Origin of the sequence: Pseudoalteromonas sp. SCSIO_11900 (assembly GCF_000576475.1) — a bacterium.
GTDB lineage: Bacteria > Pseudomonadota > Gammaproteobacteria > Enterobacterales > Alteromonadaceae > Pseudoalteromonas > Pseudoalteromonas tetraodonis.
Window position 1 is genome coordinate 2,058,457 of the sequence record NZ_KK070023.1, and the last position, 23,651, is coordinate 2,082,107.

Consider the following 23,651-nt stretch of genomic DNA (forward strand, 5'->3'; position numbering starts at 1 on the left):
CCGATATTTTAATCGCCTGTGTTGATGGACTAAAAGGTTTCCCTGAAGCCATTGGCACTATCTATCCTGAAACAGAGGTTCAACAGTGCGTTATTCATCAAATTCGTAACTCGATGAAGTACGTAGCCTCTAAGCACCAAAAAGCCTTTATGGCTGACTTAAAACCCGTTTATCGTGCAGCAACTAAAGATGCCGCAGAAGCAGCACTGGATGAGCTAGATGATAAATGGGGCAAGCTATATCCCATTGTTATCGACTCTTGGCGTCGTAAATGGACGAACCTGTCGGTTTACTTCAAGTACCCAGATTACGTGCGAAAAGCCATTTATACCACCAATGCTATCGAGGCGGTTCACCGCCAGTTTAGGAAATTGACCAAGACTAAAGGCGCATTCCCGAATGAAAATAGCTTGATGAAATTATTGTATGCAGGCATATTGAACGCCTCGAAGAAATGGACAATGCCAATCCACAGTTGGAACCTGACATTGTCGCAATTAGCCATTCACTTCGAAGGTAGGTTAGATGGCGTGATAGATATTTAGCAATTTAGGCTGACACAGAATTCTGAACGCCCTCCAATCTTGCCCAGAGAATCCTATAGCATATGTAGTGGCTTGGTTAATTTGCGCTCCAAATTAGAGGCGTTTCCTTGTTGCTCATCTGCTGCTAGTTGCAACCATTTGCGTAAAGGGCTTATAACCCATATGAGCCTTAACTCTGTCAATAGGCATTAGTGTTCTTTTTGACCGTTTTTATAAATTGACGGTCAATTCTAAACCAATAAACAAATTCGTTTACTTCGTCTGTCGATACGGCTGTTAAGCAAGTAGTTTACGGCAAACACATATAGAGGCTCTCTTATTGCGATCTCATCGCAGCCAGGTTTTTCCCATATCCTTTTGGGGTTGCTGGGGCACTAGACATTCATCGGTTAACCTCATCATGGCACTATTCAAGGCGGCTGGTTTCATCATTATGATCCAGTTAGTTTCAGGCTCAATTCAGGTGTAAGCGACTTTGTTTATTGTATTAATGCACGCGTACTGAGCGTCTAATCAAGACAAGTGGCTTAGGTTTGTAGGCATATAATCAGGTTAAACCTTGTTGGTTATTAACTCATCCAATTGATCGATGCTCAGCCTTATATCCAGTTAGATGTTCAGCTCACTCAGTACCGTGACTAACTCTTTAAGAATTTTGCTTCATCGAATACCGTCTCTTTTTTAAGCATATAATAAACACAGCGACCAAGCTTATGCGCAAGCGCTGACAGTGCTTTGGCTTTGCTCATTCGTTTTTGTAGTTTTTCGAGGTATTTGTTGGCGTTGTGATTGTGACGCAGCAGCAATACAGCCGCTTCGGAGAACGCCCATTTTAGATGTGCATTGCCAATTTTGTTACCTTGGGTGGCATAGGTTTTGCCGGCAGACTCTGCTTTACATTTGACTAACCGTCTATATGAAGCGAACTTTTGTACGCTTGAAAAGCGATTGATGTCACCAATTTGCATAAATAATGGTAAGTGCGAGAATGCGGCCTATACCATTAATTGTTTGCACGATATTAAGGTGGACAGGATTGTGTTGCTTGGCCATTTGTTCAATATAATGCTCTAAAGGCTTAAGCTCATTGTGGTAGCAATCGAGTATGGCCATGTTTAAAGTAATAGCGCATCTTTTTCTCTGTCGCAGACGTTCTTTAAATTCATGTTGTGGGCAGGTAAATTGTACTGGCTGGCGGTATTGGCGACATGGGCTTTTAAATCAGCCCCGTGGCGAACAATTTTAGTTCTTCGGCGTAATAAGTCGCGCGTAGCACGCATATCTTTGTCATAGACATAAGCAAGCGGGAAGTTACCGCCACGGATGAGTTTAGCAATTTTATACGAATCAATTTTATCGTTTTTAGCTTTACCGCCATGAATTGCCTTCATGTATAGGGCATGACCGAGAATAAAGTCGATAGTGTGTTCTTTGCAAAAATCAGCGACCCAATACCAATAGTGCATGCATTCTACGCCAACCACAATGTCACCGGCATACGGTTTAAGTAGTTTTAGTAGTGCTTCTGGGTCATCTTTAATTTTCTTGTGAACAAGGATAAGTCCTGTATTATCAATGATACAGACGTAAAGTAATCGCGCGTGTAAATCGATTCCGCAATAATATGGATGCATGTTATTGTAAAAGTTCATTGAGCTTTCTCCTGTAAGGTTGGTTGCCTTTTCAGCGTAGCGAATAATCGCGATGCTGGGGAGGAGGCTCAATGAGTATCAAGTTACTCAAAAGGACGTAAAATGCTTGACTTGTTCTCCTTCGTCGCTAATTTTTGCCAAGCATTTATGCGGCTCTTAGTAAGGCGTTGAGGCTGTAGAATTATTCTTTTTATGAAGAACAGCCTGTTTTATGGGCTCCAAATGCGTTACCCAGTGCTTTAAAAACGCTTAGAGTTAATTACAGGAGCTCGTTTTTTTAATTGGATTTGGCTGTTGGAGTTATTCTACAGTCTCGTTAGTTGATTAGTGTAGGAGTTAGAGTTTGGCTAATATAGAAACGCTTGAAGAGAAAGTTGATAGGTTTAAAGAGTATTACTTGGGGTTAATTAAAACGGCTGAGTGTGAGCAGAATATTACTAATCAGAAAGTACACTCAAAAATCCTCTCCTGTTCAATTTTTGATGCTATATCAAAGAGTATATTTCCTGAAATAAGCTCAAACTGCCAACGGTTTACTGCTCTTGTTAGGTTGTGTAAAAACTGGCCGGAAAGTCAAAAAGTAAGTTTACTTCATTTGGTTAGGTTACTTGAGATAACCCCAAACTTACCTTCCTCTACAAATGAACTTAAAATATATGCAACTCAACAATTTGAGAGTAAATTTCCAAATTCAAATAGTATAATGAGTAACAATAAAGCAATTAGTTCAGATGTTGAAATAGAAGCAATTCTCGAACTTTGGCCTACTCAGAATGGTAAACCGATTAAAATCGGAAAAGTATTACCTCACCAGTTAAAGCACGAGTATTTATTGTGGTTGTATCGAAATTCAGTTGTCCATGAATACAGAAATCCAGGACGTGGAGTGGAGCTTGGCCTATACGTACCTGAATATGCTTTCTACCAAGAGATGGCTACGGTTAGTAAAATTGATGAGAAAGAGTTTAAATTCACTAGTCACTGGGAGCTCGTATACCCATATAGGTTCTTCATTAATTTATGTAAAGAAGCATTAGATGTAGTTTCATTATTACACAATAAAAATAAAACGAGTCCTTTTCAAGCATACTCAGAGGGAACGTTTTGGCTCCCTAACTTTAACGAGTAATCAGCTAAGAAGAGTCTAAGGTTACGAACGTCCGGAAATGGCACAGACTGTGTAAAAACTAATTTTTAATAAATTGTCTTGGGTATGTTCTTAGTTTAAAACCATCTAGGATGGTTGCGATCGATTTTTTCTCAGTATCACAATTTTCTCCGCGCGAGCGAAACTGCTATAGCAACGCTACTCTAATCGCTTTACTTAGACCATTAACTCCCATAATTGTGAGCATTCTTCTGAAGTTGTAAGCCAGAACATGAAGATTTATTTCTGTACTCACGCTTTTTAAACCTCGTGTTAGTAAGTGGGTAGCTCCCATCCAGAGTTTAATTGTGCCAAAGGGGTGCTCAACAGTTTGCTTGCGATGAAGCATCAATTCAGGTTCATTCTTTAGCTTTTGAAGCATTTCTTCTGTCAGAATCTCATGCACCCACCGCCTTATTCGCCTAGGGTCTTTTTTAGAGTTAGTGCACTGACTTCTTATTTTACAATCTCGACAAGCAATGTGATTGAAGTAAACATCAAGGTATTTACCTTGCTCAAATACCTGCATTCGATTTTGAAGTTCATTACCAGCGGGGCATAAGTAAATATCTTTATTTGCATCGTATTTGAAGAGTGAGCGGTTAAATATCCCTTTCTTTTCAGAGGACGATGTATCCGTCTTGGGCATGATTGGCTCTGCACCCAAATCGATAGTATCTTTTATATCGGGCTGACTGAAGTAACCTTTATCTGCTAATACCCTTATATCTTCCTTGCGCAATGCTTTTTGTGCGAGTTTTGTCATTGACGCAAGCTGGCCTCTATCTGGCACGTTGGTCACCTCATGCGCCACTATAAGGTGGTGCTTGGTATCAACCGCACTTTGCACGTTATAACTCACAACTCTTGTAAAACCTTGAGTTTTCATTAAACGTGAATCAGGATCAGTAGTGGATATTTGCTTGTCAGGATGAGCTTCAACTTGTTCTTTAATCTCGTGTAGTTTTTTTAACTGGCTGCGAAAGTCAGCTAGCCTATCTTTTGTGGCTTTAATTTTTGTGACGTTAGCTTGCTCTTTATCGGCTTCATCAAGTAATTCAAGGTAACGTTCAATGTTCTTTTCGACTCGGTCGATGTGGAATTTAACTTTGCTTGGCGTAAAATTATTGCCTTTGTTGTTGCTAGCTTTAAACTTACTACCATCGATGGCAACAACTGGTTTCTCAAACATATTCAGACGACGGCAGACTTCAACAAACGTTTTGCACACATTTTTTATACCATCTCCGTTGTCTTTTCTAAAATCAGCAATCGTTTTAAAGTCGGGTGCCAACTTACCAAGTAGCCACATCAGTTCAATATTGCGTTGGCATTCGGTTTCTAATCGGCGGGATGATTGAATACGGTTGAGGTAACCATAAAGATACAGTTTTAATAATGTGGCTGGATGATACTTAGGGCGACCTGTGGACTTTAAAGTTAATCCTTTAAACCCCAATTCAGCTAGATTTAGTTCCTCAATGAAAACATCAATCACTCTGACCGTATTATCTTCACTGACGTAATCTTCCAACGATTCTGGAAATAACGTTGATTGGTCACGACTTTCACCGCTTATAAACTTTGACATACTGCCTCAACCCTCAACTGAATCAATAGTCTAATTATATAAATATCAGTATATTAAGTGAACTAAATGTATAGATTAATAGATCATAAGCAGAACATACTTAGACCAAAAGGTGATCAGAGTTTTCACACAGTCTGGGCACAAAGCAGGCCTTAATTACTCTGTCTTCTCTTTAAACTCACACAAGTCTTCAATAATACAGCTGCCGCACTTAGGTTTACGGGCAATACAGGTATAGCGGCCATGCAGTATCAGCCAGTGGTGTACATCGACTTTAAATTCCTTGGGGATCACTTTTTCGAGCTTTTGTTCAACCGCTACCACGTCTTTACCCATGGCAAGCTTGGTACGGTTAGATACACGAAAAATATGCGTGTCTACCGCGATAGTCGGCCAGCCGAAGGCTGTATTTAATACTACGTTAGCAGTTTTACGGCCAACGCCAGGAAGGGCTTCTAGGGCTTCACGATTCTCTGGCACTTCACCGTTATGCTTATCTACCAATATTTGGCACATTTTGTATACGTTCGCAGCTTTGGAATTAAACAACCCGATGGTTTTTATGTAATCACGCAGTGTGTCGTGGCCAATATCTAAAATAGCTTGCGGTGTGTTTGCCACTGGAAAGAGTTTTCGGGTGGCTTTATTTACCCCAACATCGGTGGCTTGTGCTGAGAGCGTAACGGCAACTAGTAACTCAAATGGGCTTGAGTATTCAAGCTCCGTTTCAGGATGTGGGTTGTCATCGCGCAAGCGCGTAAGTATTTGGTGACGTTTTTCTTTATTCATGTAACTTAAAACGCATTAGCTTTATTCAGTTAATGCGTTTTCCCCTTAAGTTAAGCTAGTAACACGCGCTCGTGGGCCTTTTTCAGCCTCTGGCGGCGTTACTTGTTTTGATTTTATTTGTGCATCAATGACGTTTTTAGCGGCGATCAGCAGCCCAAGCCCTAAGAATGCGCCGGGTGGTAAAATGGCCAGTAAAAATTGGCTATCAAAGCTAAATACTTCGATGCGTAAAGCTGAAGCCCAAGGGCCGAGTAATAAATCGGCGCCATCGAATAAGGTGCCTTGGCCAATCAGCTCTCGCATAGCGCCAAGTACAACTAGTACCAGCATAAAGCCTAAGCCCATCATCAAGCCATCAAAGGCAGATAAATGCACTGGATTTTTAGAGGCAAATGCTTCAGCGCGACCAATAATGGCGCAGTTAGTCACAATCAACGGAATAAAAATCCCTAAAGATTGATAAAGGCCAAAAGTGTAGGCGTTCATTAACAGCTGCACAATCGTCACAAAACCGGCAATGATCATTACAAAAACCGGTATTCTGATATCTTTAGGCACCCAATTGCGCACTATTGATACGGTAATATTAGAGCCCACTAACACTAACAAGGTTGCTAAGCCTAAACCTAGCGCATTAGTAATTGTGGAGGTAACAGCAAGTAAAGGACATAAACCTAATAACTGTACTAAGGCGGGGTTATTTCCCCATAGGCCTTCTTTATAAAGGGTTTTTAATTCACTCATGGTGTTACCTCAGGGCAAGCATTCGCTGCTGCAAAAAGATCATCAAAGTTATTTTGTGCATACACTACCGCATTTTTAACTGAGCCAACTACAGCGCGAGGTGTAATGGTTGCGCCAGTAAATTGATCAAACTGACCGCCATCTTTTTTAACGGCCCAACGCGCGTCACTTTCGCTTTGTACTGTTTTTGAATTAAATGAGGTGATCCAGTCTGACTTTTTAATTTCAACTTTATCGCCCAAACCTGGGGTTTCTTCATGCTTAGTAACCCTTACACCAGCAACGCTGCCATCGCGATATACCGCGCTAAGTAAGTTTATATCGCCACTGTAGCCGCTAGGAGTGACATGACGAATGACTAATGCAACGGGTTCGTCATCTTTACGTGCACGGTAAATTACTTGGTTGTCGTATGGCCCCAGTAAAGGGTCTGATATGATCACACAATCTTGAGAAAGTTCATTAGTGTACTTACTGTGCGGTAATACTTCTTGTAACTGGTTAGTTAATTGCAGTTGCTCTTGCTCTGCAATTTTATCGGCCGTTAACGAGTTTATAGTGGCCACTAATCCTGTTGTAAGGAGTGCGAAACCGCATAATATTGCGCCATTTTTTACCATTGAAGAAATAATCATTTTACTGCTCCATGGCCATAAGTTCTTGGTTGTGTGTAGTAATCAATAAGCGGTACTGCAATATTGATCAGTAATACGGCAAATGCAACAGCATCCGGAAAACCACCAAAGGTGCGAATTAAATACACAATTAAACCAATTGCGGCACCATAAATAAGGCGGCCTCGATTAGTGGTTGCAGCTGATACAGGATCGGTGGCGATAAAAAAGGCTCCGAGCATAGTTGCACCACTAAATAAGTGAAACACTAGACCCGGCTCAGTGCCTGGCGAGGCAATATAACCAATTGCAGCGCAGAGGCTTAAACTGGCAATAAAACTCACTGGTATATGCCAGTTAATCACTTTTGTTTTTAATAAATAAAGGCCACCGAGTAAAAAGGCTAAATTAACCCAACCCCAACCTAGGCCAACCCATTCATTAAATACCGGTTTTTGCATACTTTCAGTGACGGTAAGGCTATGAGCAATATCTGTTTTTAACGTATCAAGAGGGGTGGCCATCGTGCTGCCATCAATACCCACTCTGAGCTGATCTAAGCTGTATCCAAGAGTTGTAAAGTCACTAAATATTAGACTAAGCTGCTGGCTAAAAGTAATGCCCGTATTGAGTAACTCTGTAACCGGTAACCAGGCCGTCATTTGCACAGGGAACGACACTAATAAAAGCACATAGGCTGCCATTGCAGGGTTAAATAAATTAAAGCCTAAACCACCATAAAGTTGCTTAACAATAACAATGGCAAACAAACACCCTATAACAATAACCCACCACGGCGCTAAAGGTGGAATACTAATCGCTAACAGCACGCCGGTTAGCCATGCGCTGCCATCGCTTAATGAAGGCCAAATAGGGCGCTTACGCATTAGCATAATGGCTGCTTCAAATGCGCTCACACACACTAATGCTAATAATAATTGAATAAGTACACCGGTACCAAAAAATACAACTTGTGCAATAACACCAGGAATACAGGCCGCAATCACAGTTAGCATTAACCGTGTCACAGACTTGTGACTATGATTGTGGGGTGAACTGGCCATGGTTAGTTTCATGACTGATCGTTTCCTTCTTTTTGTTGCTTCTTAGCTTTAGCACGTGCAATGGCGGCGGCTACGGCGGCTTTTTTCTTCGCTTGAGCTGTTTGCTCTGAACCGTTAGAAGATTCATCGTTGCCTTGTGGCTCAGCATTTTCATTCTGTTGTGCTAATGCATTAGCTTGCGCTGCTTTCTTAGCTTTAGCACGGGCAATAGCAGCAGCTACTGCCGCTTTTTTATCATCTGCAGCCGGTGCTGGTGATTCACTTTCTGTGTCATCGCTTGGCGCTTGCTCATTGGCTTGTGCTGCTTTTTTGGCTTTAGCGCGGGCAATGGCCGCAGCTACCGCAGCCTTTTTATCATCTGCAGCCGGTGCTGGTGATTCACTTTCTGTGTCATCGCTTGGCGCTTGCTCATTGGCTTGTGCTGCTTTTTTGGCTTTAGCGCGGGCAATGGCCGCAGCTACCGCAGCCTTTTTATCATCTGCAGTCGGTGCTGGTGATTCACTTACTGTGTCATCGCTTGGTGCTTGCTCATTGGCTTGTGCTGCTTTTTTGGCTTTAGCACGGGCAATAGCAGCAGCTACCGCGGCTTTTTTATCATTGGCAGCGACTGGCGATTCACTTGTAATATCATCACTTGGTGCTTGTTCATTGGCTTGTGCTGCTTTTTTAGCTTTAGCACGGGCAATAGCGGCAGCAACGGCTGATTTTTTATCATCTACAGGCTCGTCATCACCATTGTTTTGTGCCTTTTGCTCTTTGTAAAGGCGAGCTTGTTCTTTACGTGCTGCGCGCTCTTTGGCAACTTCACTGTTATCTGGCTCGAGTTCGCCACCTTGCTTTTTCGCTTTAGCGCGCGCAATTGCCGCTGCTACAGCTGATTTATTGTCACCATCGCTGGTTTTATCTTTAACGCGGGCAAGAGCATCGGCTACTTTTTGCTGCTCTTCGGTCGATTTAGGGGCAGGTTTACGTTTGTGGCGATTTTTTCGCTCAGCTTGTTCTTGCTCTAAACGCGCTTTACGTGCATCAAAGCGTTCTTTAGCGCGATCTGATTTTATCTTCTCGGCAATTTGCTCTTTAATTTCAACTTTTGCAACGCGGTAATACTGAACAAGTGGTATTTCACTAGGGCATACATAGGCACAGGCACCACATTCAATACAGTCAAATAAGTTATGCTCTTGGAGTTTGTCGTATTCTTTTGATTTAGCAAACCATTGTAATTGTTGTGGCAATAACGAGGCAGGGCAGGCATCGGCACAAGCACTGCAGCGAATACAGGCTTTTTCTGGGCCAGGCTCTGCTAACTCTTTATGATCTGGGGCAAGTATGCAGTTTGTTGTTTTAACAACGCCAATACGAACTGTGGGTAAGGTAAAGCCCATCATAGGGCCGCCCATGATCACGCGTTGCTGTGGCACCGGTGAAAAACCTTGGCAATCAAGTAAGTGCTTAATTTCAGTACCTAATAACGCCCATACGTTGCCAGGGTTATGTATAGTATTGCCGGTAACGGTAACGACACGCTCAATTAACGGTTTACCTTCGTATACAGCTTGCTGAATCGCAAATAAAGTGCCGGTGTTATGTACTAAAATGCCGATATCAGCAGGGATACCGCCGTTTGGTACTTCACGGTTAGTGAGCAGTTTTATTAGCTGTTTTTCACCGCCAGAAGGGTAAACAGTAGGCACAGTTTGTATTAAGATATGCTCGTTATGCTTCGCCGCTTCTGTCATGGCTGTGATAGCCTCGGGCTTATTATCTTCAATACCAATAATACACAGCGTCGGATTGAGTAACTGCTGCATTAGCTCAATACCTTTAACTATTTCAGCGGCGTGCTCACGCATTAAGGTATCGTCAGCCGTGATGTAAGGTTCACACTCAACCGCATTAACAATCAAAAATTCAATAGGTTGTTTAATATCAGCTTTTACATAGGTTGGGAAGCCTGCGCCGCCCATCCCAGAAATACCCGCATTATGAATAACATCAACCAGTTCATCGTGTGATGCAGTGGCTGGGTTTACTAAAGGCGATAATTCACACCAGGTATCGTTGCCATCGGGTTCAATAATAATGCTTAATTCAGGTAATGCCGAAGGATGCGCTGATGGCATAGGCGTAATATCAATAATTGTGCCTGATGTAGGTGCATGTATTGGCACCGACCAATTAGCTGATGGCTTTGTTAAGGCTTGGCCTTTTAATACGTGCTGGTTTTTTTCAACTATTAATTTACCACTAGCGCCAATGTGCTGCTTTAAAGGCAGAACAAGTTTTTCAGGCAAAGGGAGTCTGGCTATAGGCGCACTATTAGATAATGATTTCTGCTGAGGAGGATGTACGCCGCCAGGAAATGCCCAAACGGTGCCTTTTTTTATTTGTTCAAGTAACTTTTCCACTCAAACCTCTAATCTATTTGGGTAACTGGAATAGCGTCTAATTGCCATTTCCAGGTTTGTTTTGTTGGTGCAACAGGTAGCATGTCAATACAATCGACCGGACAAGGTTCCACGCACAAATCGCAGCCAGTGCATTCGTCAATTAGAACGGTATGCATTTGACGTGTTGCACCCACAATGGCATCAACAGGGCAGGCTTGAATACATTTGGTACAGCCAATACATTCGTCTTCGCGGATATACGCCACTGTTTTAACCGGATCTGCTTGTTCACCGCCAGCGAGGGGTTTAGCCTCAACACCCATCAAATCAGCCAATTTTTTAACTGTCGCATCACCACCTGGAGGGCATTTATTTATTTCATCGCCATTGGCAATGGCTTCTGCATAAGGACGACAGCCCGGGTAACCACATTGGCCGCATTGTGTTTGCGGTAAAATGGTGTCTATTTGTTCTACAACAGGATTACCTTCAACTCGAAAGCGCACTGCTGCAAACCCTAAAATTAATCCGAAAATTAACGCCAGCAAACCCAGCGCTATTAAAGCGTACAACAAGGTCATATTAAAACTTCACTAATCCAGTAAAACCCATGAAGGCCATTGACATTAAACCTGCCGTTATCATTGCGATTGAGGCACCTTTAAATGGGGTTGGTACGTCTGCTGCGGCTAAACGCTCGCGCAATGCAGCAAATAAAACCAATACTAATGAAAACCCAACCGCAGCACCAAAGCCATAAACGGCCGATTGTAAAAACGTGTGATCTTCTTTGATATTTAATAAAGCAACACCCAATACCGCACAGTTAGTGGTTATTAAAGGTAAAAATATTCCCAGTAACCGGTAAAGCGTTGGACTGGTTTTTCTGACAACCATTTCAGTAAATTGTACAACAACAGCTATCACTAAAATAAAGCTCATTGTTTTCAGATAGGTAATATCCAAAGGTAATAAAATATACTCATTTACTAAATAGCTTGTTACAGAGGCAAGCGTTAGCACAAAGGTAGTTGCCAAAGACATACCTATGGCTGTGTCAAGTTTCCCAGACACACCCATAAACGGGCAAAGGCCTAAAAATTGTACTAATACAAAGTTGTTGACTAACACTGTTCCAATTAATAACAAGACGTATTCTGTCATGTGTGCCTCACGCTAATAAAATCCCGTGTATTATCCTTTTTTCTACTGTGATTAACAACACGTTGAGTGATTATCAGTTAAATAAACAACGTTAAATAATGGGCTAATTGTAAAGGGTTAAATTTAAGGGAGTTTGCAATTAAAAAACTGTCAGCATTTTAACGATTGAACAGTCATAAAAGCACACATTAAAAAGTAAAAAAGAGCATAAATGCTCTTTTTTATCATTAAATAGGGTAATTAGTTAGATGTCTTTGGGCTTTTCAATGTAGTAACCTTGAACACCATCTAGGCATAACGTATCTACAATGTGTTTTTCTTCTTGGCTTTCAACGCCCTCAGCAAAAACACTAACGCCAATTCTATGAGCAAGGTCGACCATTAAACGCATAAAGTACTGATTATTTTTATCATCCTCTAAGCCTCGGGTATAACTTGCATCCATTTTAATAAAGTCTGGTTTTAAATCTCTGAAAAACTTAAATGAGGTGAGCCCGACACCAAAGCGTTCAACAGTAATTCTGGCTCCAACGCGATGCACCATATCAATAAAACGTTTGCTTGCTTTAATGTTTTGTTGCAGACCAAATTCACTCACCTCAAAAATTAACTTAGAAGCAATATGGGTATCTTTAAGCAAACGACGCTCTAACCAAATCATAAATTGGTCACTATGCGCGCTTGAAGGGGTAATATTTAAGCCAAAGTATTTTTCAGATAAATTACTCGATTTTATTCTTTCTAATGACGTTTCTATTATTAACTTATCAATTTCTATCGCCATATCGAGTTTTTCAGCCATTGCTAAAAATGAAGCGGTAGGCAAAGCTTGGTTTTCTTCTGTTTTGAAGCGGGCTTGAATTTCAGCATAGGCTTTAATGCTTTTGCCTAATGGCATAATATTTTGGATCATTAAATGGACGCTTTTAGACTCGATCACTTCGTTAATCACTTTACGCCAGTTTTGATTACCAAACCCTGCGCTCACATTATTAACAAGATCAGTATCGCGTTGCACATGCCACGCATTAGCTTGCTTAGATTGCGCCATACTCATTGCGTTATCAACGATAGAGAGCAACTCACCTAAAGGTTTGGCTTTTTCGTACCCCACAATACCTGTGTTTGCAACCGAGCTAAGCTCTTGGTTTTGCATATATTGAGTAAAGCGAGATTGTAAGTTTTCACCAAATTTTTCAGCTTCTTTTAACGGGGTATTCGGCAATATAATTATAAAGTCAGAGCTGTTTACTCTAAAAACTTGACTGCCGAAATAGGTGCCACTGATATTTACTATGATATCTGCAACCGACTTAATGTACTCATCACCTTTTTGATAGCCTCGACTTTGATTAATTGACTGTAACTCACTACAGCGGACAAGTGCTAAAGAGCCAAATGTACTTATTTCGGTGTTTTCTATATTTTTTTCGTAGTAATCAACAAACATATTGCGATTACCTAATTCAGTAACGCCGTCTTTGTAGGCTTCACGTTTAATATCGTGAGCTGCATTTTTTATATTGTCATTTTTACTTTTTAAAAAGTGCGATAAACGATTAAAGCTAGGAATTAAACTTTTTCCTAACTTAGCTAACTCAGGTGAATCAATTTTAGTTGCAAAATCATCACCTAGTTGGTTTTGATTGATATATACATCAATAACATCAGCAACGTTCGTACATATATTGTCGTTAATGTGCTTAACAATGGTTTTCATCAATATAATAGGTATTAGGGCGAGTAGGGTGCTAACAATTAAAATAACAAAAAACGCGGTTTGAAACTGCTCACCCAAGTGAGTAATGTTTAATTTAAATTCAATTTTTATATCGGCGTTATTATTTGTGGCGTACTGGGGACGTACTGAGTTGCTACTAGATTGAATAAGCTCAGCAATAATAGGTAATTGCACTGCATTGTTAACCGAAAATACTTCAACGCCTTGATAGTCTCGTAAAACAAAATATGAAAAGGTTTCACTAGTTGCAAGCGTGTTTTTAAGATTTTCTGCTGATATATCTGTCGCAGAGAGATTTTTAATGTATTGCTCAACGGTCGCTTGTGCATTTTTTTGAGCATTGCCGATGGCATTATCAAAATTTTGGCTAATAAAATAACTACCAGCGGATACAAGTACCAGCCAAGCTAACAATTGTATAAGAATAAGTTTTTTGAAAGCTGCCATTATTTAATCTTTTTATGTCAAATGGGGGAGGACACAACCTCATGATTATTAAACTAATTATAACTCGATATTAATAGTTATCAAATAGTTAGTTTTTTAAGCAAAAAAGTTTTTATTTTAAAAGAAGAATGGTAGAGCAAATTGAAGGGTATGTCTATGTGATTGTAGTAAATTGGCTCCCCCTCCCCGACTCGAACGGGGGACCTGCGGATTAACAGTCCGTCGCTCTAACCAACTGAGCTAAGGGGGAAGCGTCTTGCCTTTCAACGGGGCGAAATATTAATGACCGCATAGCAAAGTGTCAACATATAAAAGATCATAAATTCAAAAAAGAGGTCTATTCGTTGTTTTTATGTGCAATCTGCGCGTTTTGTAACACTATTTAAGTAAAGCGCAGTGATACTGTTTTATAAAACAGGGCAATATTTGCATGAAGTTTGTAATTTGAGGCAATAAAGTGATGAGTAAAATTTAAGAAAACGGCTTTTAATAGCAAAAACGCGTTCTATTTCCTGTATTTTTTATAAAGCGATAATTAACTTATTTAAAATAAATGGCTCCTTTTTTTTTGGTACGTTAAAACGGTTGAACTAAATGCGTATTAGTTACGTAAACTAAAATTAGCGCTAAAACATAATATAAATTTTGACTGCAGCAATGCCTTGTACAAAAATAAAACAATCAATGAGTTAGCTACCTGTTTGAATGTGTTACTCACTGATATTAGCCTAAGAAAATATCACCTTCATACACATAACGGGGGCATACAACGCTGTTTGCATATTGGTAACGGAAAAAACCAAATGATCTGACAATTTAGCACCACGTTGTAGCCCTTTATAAACGTGGTGTTGATTGAGTTATCCACGGTTTCTGTGGATAACTCTGTTTATGAAACTTTAAGAACATCAGCACCTCCAGCATTGTAGGGCGCTACAACGATTTCAAGTATTAAAAAGCTTTTTTTTATATATTAAAAAAAACAAAGGCTTATGATTCAGCTTAGATAGCCACCTAAACGATAAATAAAATTTTTCGTGACGATAAAGCATCATCGCTAACTGTGTAATAAAGCAACAAAATCTAAAAGGTAAATGTTGCAAAAGTTACATAAGTGTATTTAATTTGATTTTTAATGTGTTTGTGCAAAATTTATTTACAACAGCGTAAAAGTAATAGTTTGTAGATTAAAGGCTGATTTAGTTGTTTAGATTTAATAAAGCATGGCTTGAACTCTCCGGATGCTTTAAAATATGCAGCTCAGTAAAAGAGGCTTATTTATTTTATGCGCGCACATTCTCAATCACATACTCGCCCTGATTTACTCACTGCTCCAATCTTGCCTACGTTAAAGAAAATGACCGTTCCAATGATCTTTGGGATGATTACCCTGATGATGTTCAACATAGTTGATACTTTTTTTATTAGTTTATTGGGTACAGAGCCGCTTGCTGCAGTTAGTTTTACATTTCCTGTTACTTTTACCGTGATTAGTTTAGCAATTGGTTTAGGTATAGGGACTTCTGCGGTTATTGCAAAAGCATTAGGCAGTAACAATTTAGAAGAAGCGCGCTTTGATGCCAGTGTTTCGTTGTTGGTAGCGGTAATATTAGTATTAATTTTATCTGCTAGTGGCTATTTATTGATTGATCCCATATTTACGTTGCTTGGGGCAGGGGAGCAAGTACTCCCGCTAATTCATGAATATATCAGTATTTGGTTTTTAGGCAGTGTATTTTTAATTACCCCGATGATTGGTAATTCTGTACTGCGAGCCAGTGGCGATACTAAAACACCGAGTATTATTATGGGGGGAGCTGGACTTATAAATGCTGTACTCGATCCCATGCTGATTTTTGGCTTTGGTCCCATTCCCGCATTAGGCATTAAAGGGGCTGCCATTGCCAGTGTTATAGCTTGGGCAGTTGGAGTGGCGATTATTTTTTACATATTAATTGTTAAAAAGCAGTTGCTTAGTTTAAAAGCGGGCAAACAAACTGTTATTGGTGCAATTCGTAAAATTTTAAAAATTGGTTTACCGGCAGCGGGTGCTAACATGCTCACCCCAGTTGCTATGGCAGTAATGACGGCATTGGTTGCTCATCATGGCCCCGAAGCCGTGGCTGCTTTTGGGGTAGGGAGTCGAATAGAATCAATAGCGAGTTTAGTGGTATTAGCCTTGTCGATGACTTTGCCCCCTTTTATTAGTCAAAACTTTGGAGCGAGTCATTTTTCTCGCGTAAAGGATGCCTACCTAGGAACCTTAAAATTTGTGATGTTATGGCAGTTTGTTATTTATATTTTATTAATTATGTTTTCTGGCGTCATTAGTGAAATATTTGGTAAAGAGCAAGCCGTTGTTGATGTCATAAAATTGTTTATTTATACCATCCCATTAAGTTATGGCTTGCAAGGAGTGATCATTTTATCCAACTCCTCGTTTAACGCTTTACACAAACCCATGAACGCCTTAGTTTTGAGCGTTATTCGGTTGTTTGTTTTTTATATTCCCTTTGCGTATATCGGGAACGAACTTGCAGGCTTAATCGGCTTGTTTATTGGCGCGACCATTGGTAATTTATTTACAGCATTTGTAGCCTACAAGTGGTTTATGAAAGAAATTGAAGCGTTAAGCAGTCAAGCATTACAGGAGTGTAGTCATTGAGCGATCATTTTCAGTTAGAATCAAAATTTAAACCCGCTGGGGATCAGCCTACCGCTATCGCTCAGTTGTGCGAAGGTTTAGAAGCAGGGCTTGCTCATCAAACCTTATTGGGTGCAACAGGGACGGGAAAAACCTTCACGATGGCTAATATCATTAGTGATTTAAATCGCCCCACTATTATTATGGCGCACAATAAAACCTTAGCGGCTCAATTATACGGCGAGATGAAAGAATTTTTCCCGCATAATGCGGTTGAATACTTTGTATCTTACTACGATTACTACCAACCAGAAGCTTATGTGGTAGCCAGTGACACCTTTATTGAAAAAGATGCATCCATCAATGAACACATTGAGCAAATGCGGCTCAGCGCCACTAAAGCGCTGTTAGAGCGTCGCGATACTATAATTGTTGCATCGGTATCGGCGATTTATGGTCTGGGCGATCCTGATTCATACATGAAAATGATGCTGCTTTTAAAAGTGGGTGAAAAGGTCGACCAACGTGACATGCTGCGCCGTCTTGCAGAGCTACAATATACGCGAAACGATATTGATTTTAGTCGCGGTACATACCGCGTTCGTGGTGAAGTTGTTGATATATTTCCAGCTGAATCAGACACCTATGCAGTGCGTGTAGAAATGTTTGATGATGAAGTTGAACGCCTAAGTATTTTTGATCCTCTAACCGGTGCCGTCGAAAAACACATAGTGCGTGCCACTATTTATCCTAAAACTCACTATGTAACGCCACGAGAAAAAATTCTCGAAGCCATCGAAAAAATAAAAGTTGAGCTTAAAGAGCGCAGAGCACAATTGCTCAGCGCTAATAAGTTAGTAGAAGAGCAACGCATAGCTCAGCGTACCCAATACGACATAGAAATGATGACCGAGCTTGGTTATTGCTCCGGTATTGAAAACTACAGTCGTTACTTATCGGGGCGCACACCTGGCGATCCACCGCCAACATTACTGGACTATTTACCCGATGATGCATTAATGATTATTGATGAATCGCACGTAACCGTATCGCAAATTGGTGCCATGTATAAAGGCGATAGAAGCCGTAAAGAAAACCTCGTTGAATATGGTTTTAGAATGCCCTCAGCTATGGATAACAGGCCACTGCGTTTTGAAGAGTTTGAGGCCATTGCACCACAAACCATTTATGTATCGGCTACCCCGGGTGACTTTGAATTAGAGCGCAGCAACGGCGAAGTTGCAGAGCAGGTTATTCGTCCAACCGGCTTACTTGACCCTGTTATTGAAGTTCGCCCGGTAGGCGATCAGGTTGATGATTTACTCTCAGAAATTTACAAATGTGTTGAAGCAAAAGAGCGCGTGTTAGTAACAACACTGACCAAACGCATGGCTGAGGATTTAACTGATTATTTAAGCGAACATAATGTAAAAGTACGCTACCTACACTCTGACATAGACACTGTAGAGCGGGTTGAAATTATTCGTGATTTACGAGCCGGCGTGTTTGATGTGTTAGTAGGCATTAACTTACTACGTGAAGGCTTAGATATGCCAGAAGTGGCACTAGTTGCTATTTTAGATGCCGATAAAGAGGGCTTTTTACGTTCAGCTCGCTCGCTTATTCAAACCATAGGCCGTGCTGCTCGCCATCTTGATGGTCGTGCTATTTTATACGGCGATAGAATCACTAAATCGATGGCCAAAGCCATTGAAGAAACTGACCGACGCCGAGAAATACAACACGCTTATAATGTTAAGCACGGTATTGAGCCCAGTGCCTTGGTTAAAAAGATACTTGATGTAATGGATGTAGGTGAAGATGCCTCACCACAAGATAACTTGCAGCTTATTCGTAAAGAGTCTAAAAAAATTCTTAGTGCGAAAGAAATTGCCACGCAAATTAAGCAGCTTGAAACCAAAATGCATGCCTACGCCAGTGATTTAGAATTTGAAAAAGCTGCCACTGTACGCGACGAAATACATGAACTACAACAACAGTTGATTAATTAAATGACAATCGATTTTACTCCTCTTATTAATGCATTAGCAGACACGCCTTTTGCAGATAACGAATTATGCCGCGTATTTCATGGTCGCGGCCACAGCGTAGAAGCGCTAAGCCATATTAACTTAGACTTTTATCCACCGAGTTTGTTTTTGGTGTCATACAGTGAAATTGATGAGGTTACACTCACTACGCTCACCGATACGTTATGGCAGTGGGCACAACAACATCATCCAGAGCTAATTACTGCATTGGTATATCAGCAGCGAGCGGGGCTGCAAAGCCACAATACCTTAGTGCATGGGCAATTGCCCGCGCGCCATAGCGTAGCCGAAAATGGTGTGCGTTTTTTGGTTGATTTAATGAGTAAGCAAAACACCGGTATTTTTCCAGATATGCGAAAAGGCCGTGAGTTTGTCATGCACAATAGTAAACATGCCAAAGTACTTAACCTGTTTTCTTATACTTGTGGTTTTTCGGTAGCGGCTATGCACGGCGGTGCCGATCATGTGATGAACATGGATATGAGCAAGGGCGTGTTAAAAGTCGGTAAGCAAAACCATCAATTAAACAATGTTGATAGGGGCGTCAGTTTTTTACCGCATGATATTTTAAAGTCGTTTGGTAAGCTAAAAAAAGCCGCACCGTTTGATTTAATTATTGTTGATCCACCCAGCTTTCAAAAAGGCAGTTTTATATTAACAAAAGACTACCAAAAAGTGCTGCGCAGACTCCCTGAGCTTTTAAACGACACTACACAGCTGTTGTTATGCGCTAATAGCCCAGAGCTTTCCGAAAATGACTTTAAAGCACTTATTCAAGAACATACTCAAGGTGCTATTGAGTTTGTTAAACGCCTAGAACCGACTGATCGCTTTATTGAAATTGATAGCGATAAAAGCTTAAAAGCATTGGTGTACAAAACAAAAACATAGTGAGTTAAATGAAACTGAGTAAACGTTTAAACGCCATCAATTCATTAATTACAGAGCCTTACGATATTGTTTGGGATTGTTGCTGCGATCATGGCTTTTTAGGGATGGCGTTACTTGAGCGCGGTATAGCAAAACATATAAATTTTGTGGATATTATTCCAACGTTAATGGAAGCGCTCGAACAGTCGCTGCAACAATTTGAGCAAGGAAAGTCTTTACCTTCATGGCAAGTGCGCTGCGAAGATGTTGCGCAGATTAAATTGTCAACAGTTGCAAAGCAAGTGGTGGTTATTGCTGGTGTGGGGGGCGATTTATGTTTAAAGCTTATTGAACAAATTATTGCCAACAACCCGCAAAGCTTGCACCAACTCAGTTTTATTATTTGCCCCATTCAGCATCTTTACAAAGTGCGTGCAGGTTTAAAAGCCTGTAATTTAAAGCTCGAAAACGAGCAAATTATTGTTGAAAACAAACGTTTTTACGAAGTATTACACGTTAGTGTAAATGCCAGCCAAACACTCACTCAAACCGGTGCTCAAATGTGGGATAAACACAATCCACAACATCATCAATATCAGCAGCAATTGCTTAACCATTATACTCGAATGCTCAATAAAGATAGACTTTACTATCAAAAAGTTATAACAGAGTATCAACGAGTATTTGAATGCTAAGTCAGTGTGATCGGTTTTTGTGATTAACTACGTAAAGTGCTTCATAGTTAATATCTTGCCATCAGGCGGATTTATTTGGTTTAAATATGTCAGATAAAAATATAAAAATTGAGCCATTATTGGGCGATGGGCAAAAGTGGCAACACAGTTACGAGCAACCGATTTCGTATGCACCGTTAGTGCAATTGGCCAATAATAACTGGATTGTTCCCCAGCATTTTTTACGTTACAAACATACGCTAGCCAGCGTTAATGAAGTGCTTAACGACATTAGTTTTTCTACTCACTTTAGTGTGTTAGCTGCAGAAAAAAACAGTGATATTTATCTGCAAGTGGCGGTACTTAGTCCAGATAATTACCGTGCTGAGAACAAAGCAAAAAAGTTACTGTTTGGTCGTCGCTGGCCAGTAGAGCAAAATTTGCCAACCTCAGAGCTTATTCAAACAGCATTTTTAGCATTGAAAGTGGCACGCGAGCATGAAGTAAGAGAGCTTTTTCAGCTGCAGCATCAAGGCGCAACCAGCACGCCATTTAATAATCATCATGACTTACCCGTTATGGCTCAAAACCCTGAGCTTGTTAAAAGCACATCGTTTAAAAATATTCCATTGAACGACCTGATTGAGCGCCTGGTGTTTGCGGATAATAAAATTGCGCTAATTAACTGCCAAGCAATAATCACCGGTGAGCAGGTGTATACGGTTAAACTTCATTGCGATAGTTGTCAGCTAAGCGAATTTAATAATAAAACCTTGTCATTTTTAGCACCTAATGCAACAACCAACAGCTTTTTACATAGCTTTATTACCGCACTGGTTGCTGTAAGTAACGAGTATGTGAGTGAGCATTTTAAATACCAAGGCTTTGCGCGCTTTAGTAAAGATGTACACGCAGAGCAGGTAGGGGAGCTAAGTATTGCCATGCGTTCACCAAGTTCAGTTAGTTTATGTTCTATGGGTAAGCAAGAGGCGAATCAGTTAAACTTTGAAATAGACAGCGGCAGGGCACCTCAAGGGGGGGGACAAGCCATTGGCGGGTTTTTAGCTGCCCATGGTATAGAGCAGCCAGAAAATGCACATTTATACCCTAATTATTTATAACTAAGGGACGGCTATAGTTTGTTTATTTCTTGTTTTACGCTATAGCTTGAGTCGGTAACAATGGCTTCAAGTGTTTGTACTCGTTGTTTAAGTTCACTCACTTGAGCGGTTACCTCAGCTAGTTGTTTGTGTGCGTCTTGGTTGTTGTCCTGTACTTTATGTTTAAACTCAAGGTGCTTTTTATACATATCGTAAATAACCCCCGAACCGACAGAAATAAGTACAATGAGAACTATCATTGTTGTGCCAGACATAATTACTTCCTTTAATTTTATTTTAAGTTTAAATTATAACCATAATTAAGCGCCGATAAAGCTAATTAATTGTAACTTTATTTGTATTTATAAAGTCATTGTTATTATTTGTGCCGCCACCATATAATAACCATGTAGTTTTTTTAATCGATACAAGGAATAGGTATGTTAAATAATAAAATCCCACCGGTTGTCGTTGTGGTATTTTTCGCTGCTGTTATGGCACTGATTGCGCATTACACAGTAATAGACTTTACCGCCTTCATAACTTACCTAGCATTAGGATTAGTCGCTATAGGTTGTTTCTTTTGTATTGCCGGGGTCGTCAGTTTTCGTTTAGCCAAAACCACGGTACTACCAAATAAACCTGAGCAAGCAACAAGCTTAGTTACCTCAGGGGTATATAAACTCTCACGTAACCCTATGTATTTAGGCTTTGCTTTTATACTGGCGGGGTGGGGCGTGTGGCTAAGCTCTATTTGGGCTTTTTTAGGTATTGTGGGCTACGTTGGTTATTTAACGCTGTTTCAAATCATTCCCGAAGAGCGGGCGTTACATCAGTTATTTGGTGAGCAATTTGAGGATTACAAATCGCGGGTAAAACGCTGGCTTTAATGTTTTTTCATGCTAAAAAAGGCTACCCTTGGTAGCCTTATAGTGTGCTTATTTTAAACTTTACTCGTATTCAAGCGGGTCAGTTACGTTGTTCAGCTCAAAGGCTTCTAAACGTTCTTGGCAAGCGCCACATTTGCCACAGGCCTTATCACGACCGTTATAACAGGTCCATGTTTGGCTGTAGTCTAATCCCATTTTAATACCATCGGTTAAAATATCGATTTTAGTATTATTTAAATACGGGCTAAAAATTTCTACCGCATCGTAATTTGCAATACGACACACATCATCCATCTTTTTAACAAACTCAGGGCGGCAATCTGGGTAAATAGCATGATCGCCCGAATGCGCACCGTAATATACTTTGCTTGCTTTAAGCGACACCGCATAACCTACCGCTAAAGAAAGTAAAATCATGTTGCGATTAGGCACAATGGTGCTTTTCATGCTTTCTTCTTCGTAATGGCCTTCTGGCACATCAATATCGTCTGTTAACGACGAACCACCAATAAGCTGATTAATTGCCGATATATCAACAATTTTGTGCGGTACATTTAGCTTTTCACATACGCTGGCGGCGACTTTAAGTTCTTTAACATGACGCTGACCATAATCAAACGAGAGGGCATAAACATCATGGCCTTGCTGCAGGGCTTTATTTAATACAGTAAATGAGTCCATACCGCCGGAATAAATAACAACTACTTTTTGCGTCATACGTGGTTTGCTCTTTAGTTTTGATAGAGGTTTATATCAGGGCGCGATATACTACACGGCCAAGGCATAAATGACAATTTTTGCACCGTGCTTTGTGATTTCTAATAGTAACAATTTTGCCGTCAGGTTGTAAGTGAGATTTCTTTTGTACAAAATTAATGAAGTGTTTGAAACCATTCAAGGTGAAGCGAGTTTTACTGGTACGCCGTCTATTTTTCTACGCCTGCAAGGTTGCCCTGTGGGATGTTCATGGTGCGACACAAAGCAAACCTGGGATGTTGATAACGTATATAAAGTATCACTTGATGACACGGTAGAAAAAAAAGCCGACTCAGATCATTGGGCTGAGGCCAGCGCAGCGCAGGTACTTGAATTATTTAAGTCCCGTGGCTATACCGCCAAGCATGTTGTTATAACCGGTGGCGAACCTTGCATGTATGATTTGAACCCAGTATGTAATTTACTGCATGATCATGGCTTTAGCACACAAGTAGAAACCAGTGGCACCTTTGAAATACTCGCCCCTGCACAAACGTGGGTCACGGTATCGCCAAAAATTAATATGCGCGGTGGCTACAAAGTACTCAGTAGTGCCATGCAACGCGCCGATGAAATTAAACACCCAGTTGCTATGCAAAAACACGTAGAAGAACTGGAAGAGCTATTTACCGCCACCGGCGTAAACCCAAAACTGGTATATTTGCAGCCAATCAGCCAAAAAGCCTCAGCCACTAAATTAGCCATTGATACTTGTATCGCTAAAAACTGGCGCTTATCAATTCAAGTACATAAGTATTTGGGGATTAGTTAAAGAGCA

Annotated in this window: 20 protein-coding genes, 1 tRNA gene and 1 pseudogene; 9 read left to right on the forward strand and 13 right to left on the reverse strand. The window is 40.5% G+C overall.

Annotated features, from left to right (window positions below; translation table 11 throughout):
* A partial coding sequence (locus tag BG00_RS18080; protein ID WP_253861373.1) for an IS256 family transposase occupies positions 1-545 on the forward strand: 545 nt, incomplete at its 5' end.
* Positions 546-1,183: 638 nt separating this feature from the next.
* Here BG00_RS18080 and BG00_RS09595 read toward each other — a convergent pair.
* A pseudogene (locus BG00_RS09595) lies at positions 1,184-2,197 on the reverse strand (IS110 family transposase).
* Between the two features lie 343 nt (positions 2,198-2,540).
* On the opposite strand from BG00_RS09595, the gene BG00_RS09600 reads away from it, so the two are divergent.
* Positions 2,541-3,326: a hypothetical protein gene (locus tag BG00_RS09600; RefSeq protein WP_036982138.1), complete on the forward strand. Its 786-nt coding sequence runs from the start codon at positions 2,541-2,543 to the stop codon at positions 3,324-3,326.
* A 166-nt stretch (positions 3,327-3,492) separates the two neighbouring features.
* Here the strand turns inward: BG00_RS09600 and BG00_RS09605 are convergent, their stop codons facing one another.
* The 10 genes from BG00_RS09605 to BG00_RS09650 form a co-directional block, all read right to left on the reverse strand.
* On the reverse strand, positions 3,493-4,935 hold the full coding sequence (locus tag BG00_RS09605; RefSeq protein WP_036981679.1) for an IS1182 family transposase: 1,443 nt from the start codon (positions 4,933-4,935) through the stop codon (positions 3,493-3,495).
* Between the two features lie 156 nt (positions 4,936-5,091).
* Positions 5,092-5,724: an endonuclease III gene (gene nth, locus BG00_RS09610; protein ID WP_036982141.1), complete on the reverse strand. Its 633-nt coding sequence runs from the start codon at positions 5,722-5,724 to the stop codon at positions 5,092-5,094.
* Between the two features lie 45 nt (positions 5,725-5,769).
* A complete protein-coding gene (locus BG00_RS09615; RefSeq protein WP_036982145.1) occupies positions 5,770-6,468 on the reverse strand; it encodes an electron transport complex subunit E in 699 nt (232 codons plus the stop codon).
* Positions 6,465-7,103: an electron transport complex subunit RsxG gene (rsxG, locus tag BG00_RS09620; protein ID WP_013465285.1), complete on the reverse strand. Its 639-nt coding sequence runs from the start codon at positions 7,101-7,103 to the stop codon at positions 6,465-6,467. Before rsxG ends, BG00_RS09615 begins: the two co-directional genes overlap by 4 nt.
* Positions 7,100-8,158, reverse strand: coding sequence for an electron transport complex subunit RsxD (gene rsxD, locus BG00_RS09625; protein WP_036982148.1), 1,059 nt, complete (start codon positions 8,156-8,158; stop codon positions 7,100-7,102). Before rsxD ends, rsxG begins: the two co-directional genes overlap by 4 nt.
* Positions 8,155-10,554, reverse strand: coding sequence for an electron transport complex subunit RsxC (rsxC, locus tag BG00_RS09630; protein WP_036982150.1), 2,400 nt, complete (start codon positions 10,552-10,554; stop codon positions 8,155-8,157). The genes rsxD and rsxC overlap by 4 nt, the downstream gene beginning before the upstream one ends.
* 8 nt (positions 10,555-10,562) lie before the next feature.
* The gene (rsxB, locus tag BG00_RS09635) at positions 10,563-11,117 is read right to left on the reverse strand and encodes an electron transport complex subunit RsxB (RefSeq protein ID WP_036982152.1); all 555 of its coding nucleotides are present in this window, start codon (positions 11,115-11,117) and stop codon (positions 10,563-10,565) included.
* Position 11,118: 1 nt separating this feature from the next.
* Positions 11,119-11,700 (reverse strand): electron transport complex subunit RsxA, encoded by a 582-nt coding sequence (gene rsxA / locus BG00_RS09640; protein ID WP_008115244.1) that lies wholly within the window; start codon positions 11,698-11,700, stop codon positions 11,119-11,121.
* A gap of 244 nt (positions 11,701-11,944) precedes the next feature.
* Entirely contained in the window at positions 11,945-13,888 is a 1,944-nt protein-coding gene (locus tag BG00_RS09645) for a bifunctional diguanylate cyclase/phosphodiesterase (protein WP_036982154.1), read from the reverse strand.
* Positions 13,889-14,061: 173 nt separating this feature from the next.
* Positions 14,062-14,138, reverse strand: a tRNA-Asn gene (locus BG00_RS09650).
* Between the two features lie 1,035 nt (positions 14,139-15,173).
* Here BG00_RS09650 and BG00_RS09655 point away from each other — a divergent pair.
* From BG00_RS09655 to BG00_RS09675, 5 genes are all read left to right on the forward strand, one after another.
* Entirely contained in the window at positions 15,174-16,553 is a 1,380-nt protein-coding gene (locus BG00_RS09655; RefSeq protein WP_036982158.1) for an MATE family efflux transporter, read from the forward strand.
* Positions 16,550-18,544: an excinuclease ABC subunit UvrB gene (uvrB, locus tag BG00_RS09660; RefSeq protein WP_036982161.1), complete on the forward strand. Its 1,995-nt coding sequence runs from the start codon at positions 16,550-16,552 to the stop codon at positions 18,542-18,544. Before BG00_RS09655 ends, uvrB begins: the two co-directional genes overlap by 4 nt.
* Positions 18,545-19,474, forward strand: a complete 930-nt coding sequence (locus BG00_RS09665) for a class I SAM-dependent methyltransferase (RefSeq protein ID WP_036982163.1) — start codon at positions 18,545-18,547, stop codon at positions 19,472-19,474. It abuts the gene before it with no gap.
* A gap of 8 nt (positions 19,475-19,482) precedes the next feature.
* The gene (locus BG00_RS09670; RefSeq protein ID WP_036982166.1) at positions 19,483-20,148 is read left to right on the forward strand and encodes a tRNA (adenine(22)-N(1))-methyltransferase TrmK; all 666 of its coding nucleotides are present in this window, start codon (positions 19,483-19,485) and stop codon (positions 20,146-20,148) included.
* A gap of 86 nt (positions 20,149-20,234) precedes the next feature.
* A complete protein-coding gene (locus BG00_RS09675; protein ID WP_036982174.1) occupies positions 20,235-21,248 on the forward strand; it encodes a hypothetical protein in 1,014 nt (337 codons plus the stop codon).
* 11 nt (positions 21,249-21,259) lie between these two features.
* On the opposite strand, the gene BG00_RS09680 is transcribed toward BG00_RS09675, so the two are convergent.
* Complete coding sequence (locus tag BG00_RS09680; protein ID WP_008110174.1) at positions 21,260-21,502, reverse strand: hypothetical protein; 243 nt, start codon at positions 21,500-21,502, stop codon at positions 21,260-21,262.
* Positions 21,503-21,667: 165 nt separating this feature from the next.
* Here BG00_RS09680 and BG00_RS09685 point away from each other — a divergent pair, with 165 nt between their 5' ends.
* Complete coding sequence (locus tag BG00_RS09685; RefSeq protein ID WP_013465273.1) at positions 21,668-22,117, forward strand: methyltransferase family protein; 450 nt, start codon at positions 21,668-21,670, stop codon at positions 22,115-22,117.
* 60 nt (positions 22,118-22,177) lie between these two features.
* Here the strand turns inward: BG00_RS09685 and queC are convergent, their stop codons facing one another.
* A complete protein-coding gene (gene queC / locus BG00_RS09690) occupies positions 22,178-22,834 on the reverse strand; it encodes a 7-cyano-7-deazaguanine synthase QueC (RefSeq protein WP_013465272.1) in 657 nt (218 codons plus the stop codon).
* Positions 22,835-22,979: 145 nt separating this feature from the next.
* Between queC and queE the strand changes: the two genes are divergently transcribed.
* Complete coding sequence (gene queE, locus BG00_RS09695; RefSeq protein WP_036982177.1) at positions 22,980-23,645, forward strand: 7-carboxy-7-deazaguanine synthase QueE; 666 nt, start codon at positions 22,980-22,982, stop codon at positions 23,643-23,645.
* Positions 23,646-23,651 lie beyond the last annotated feature (6 nt).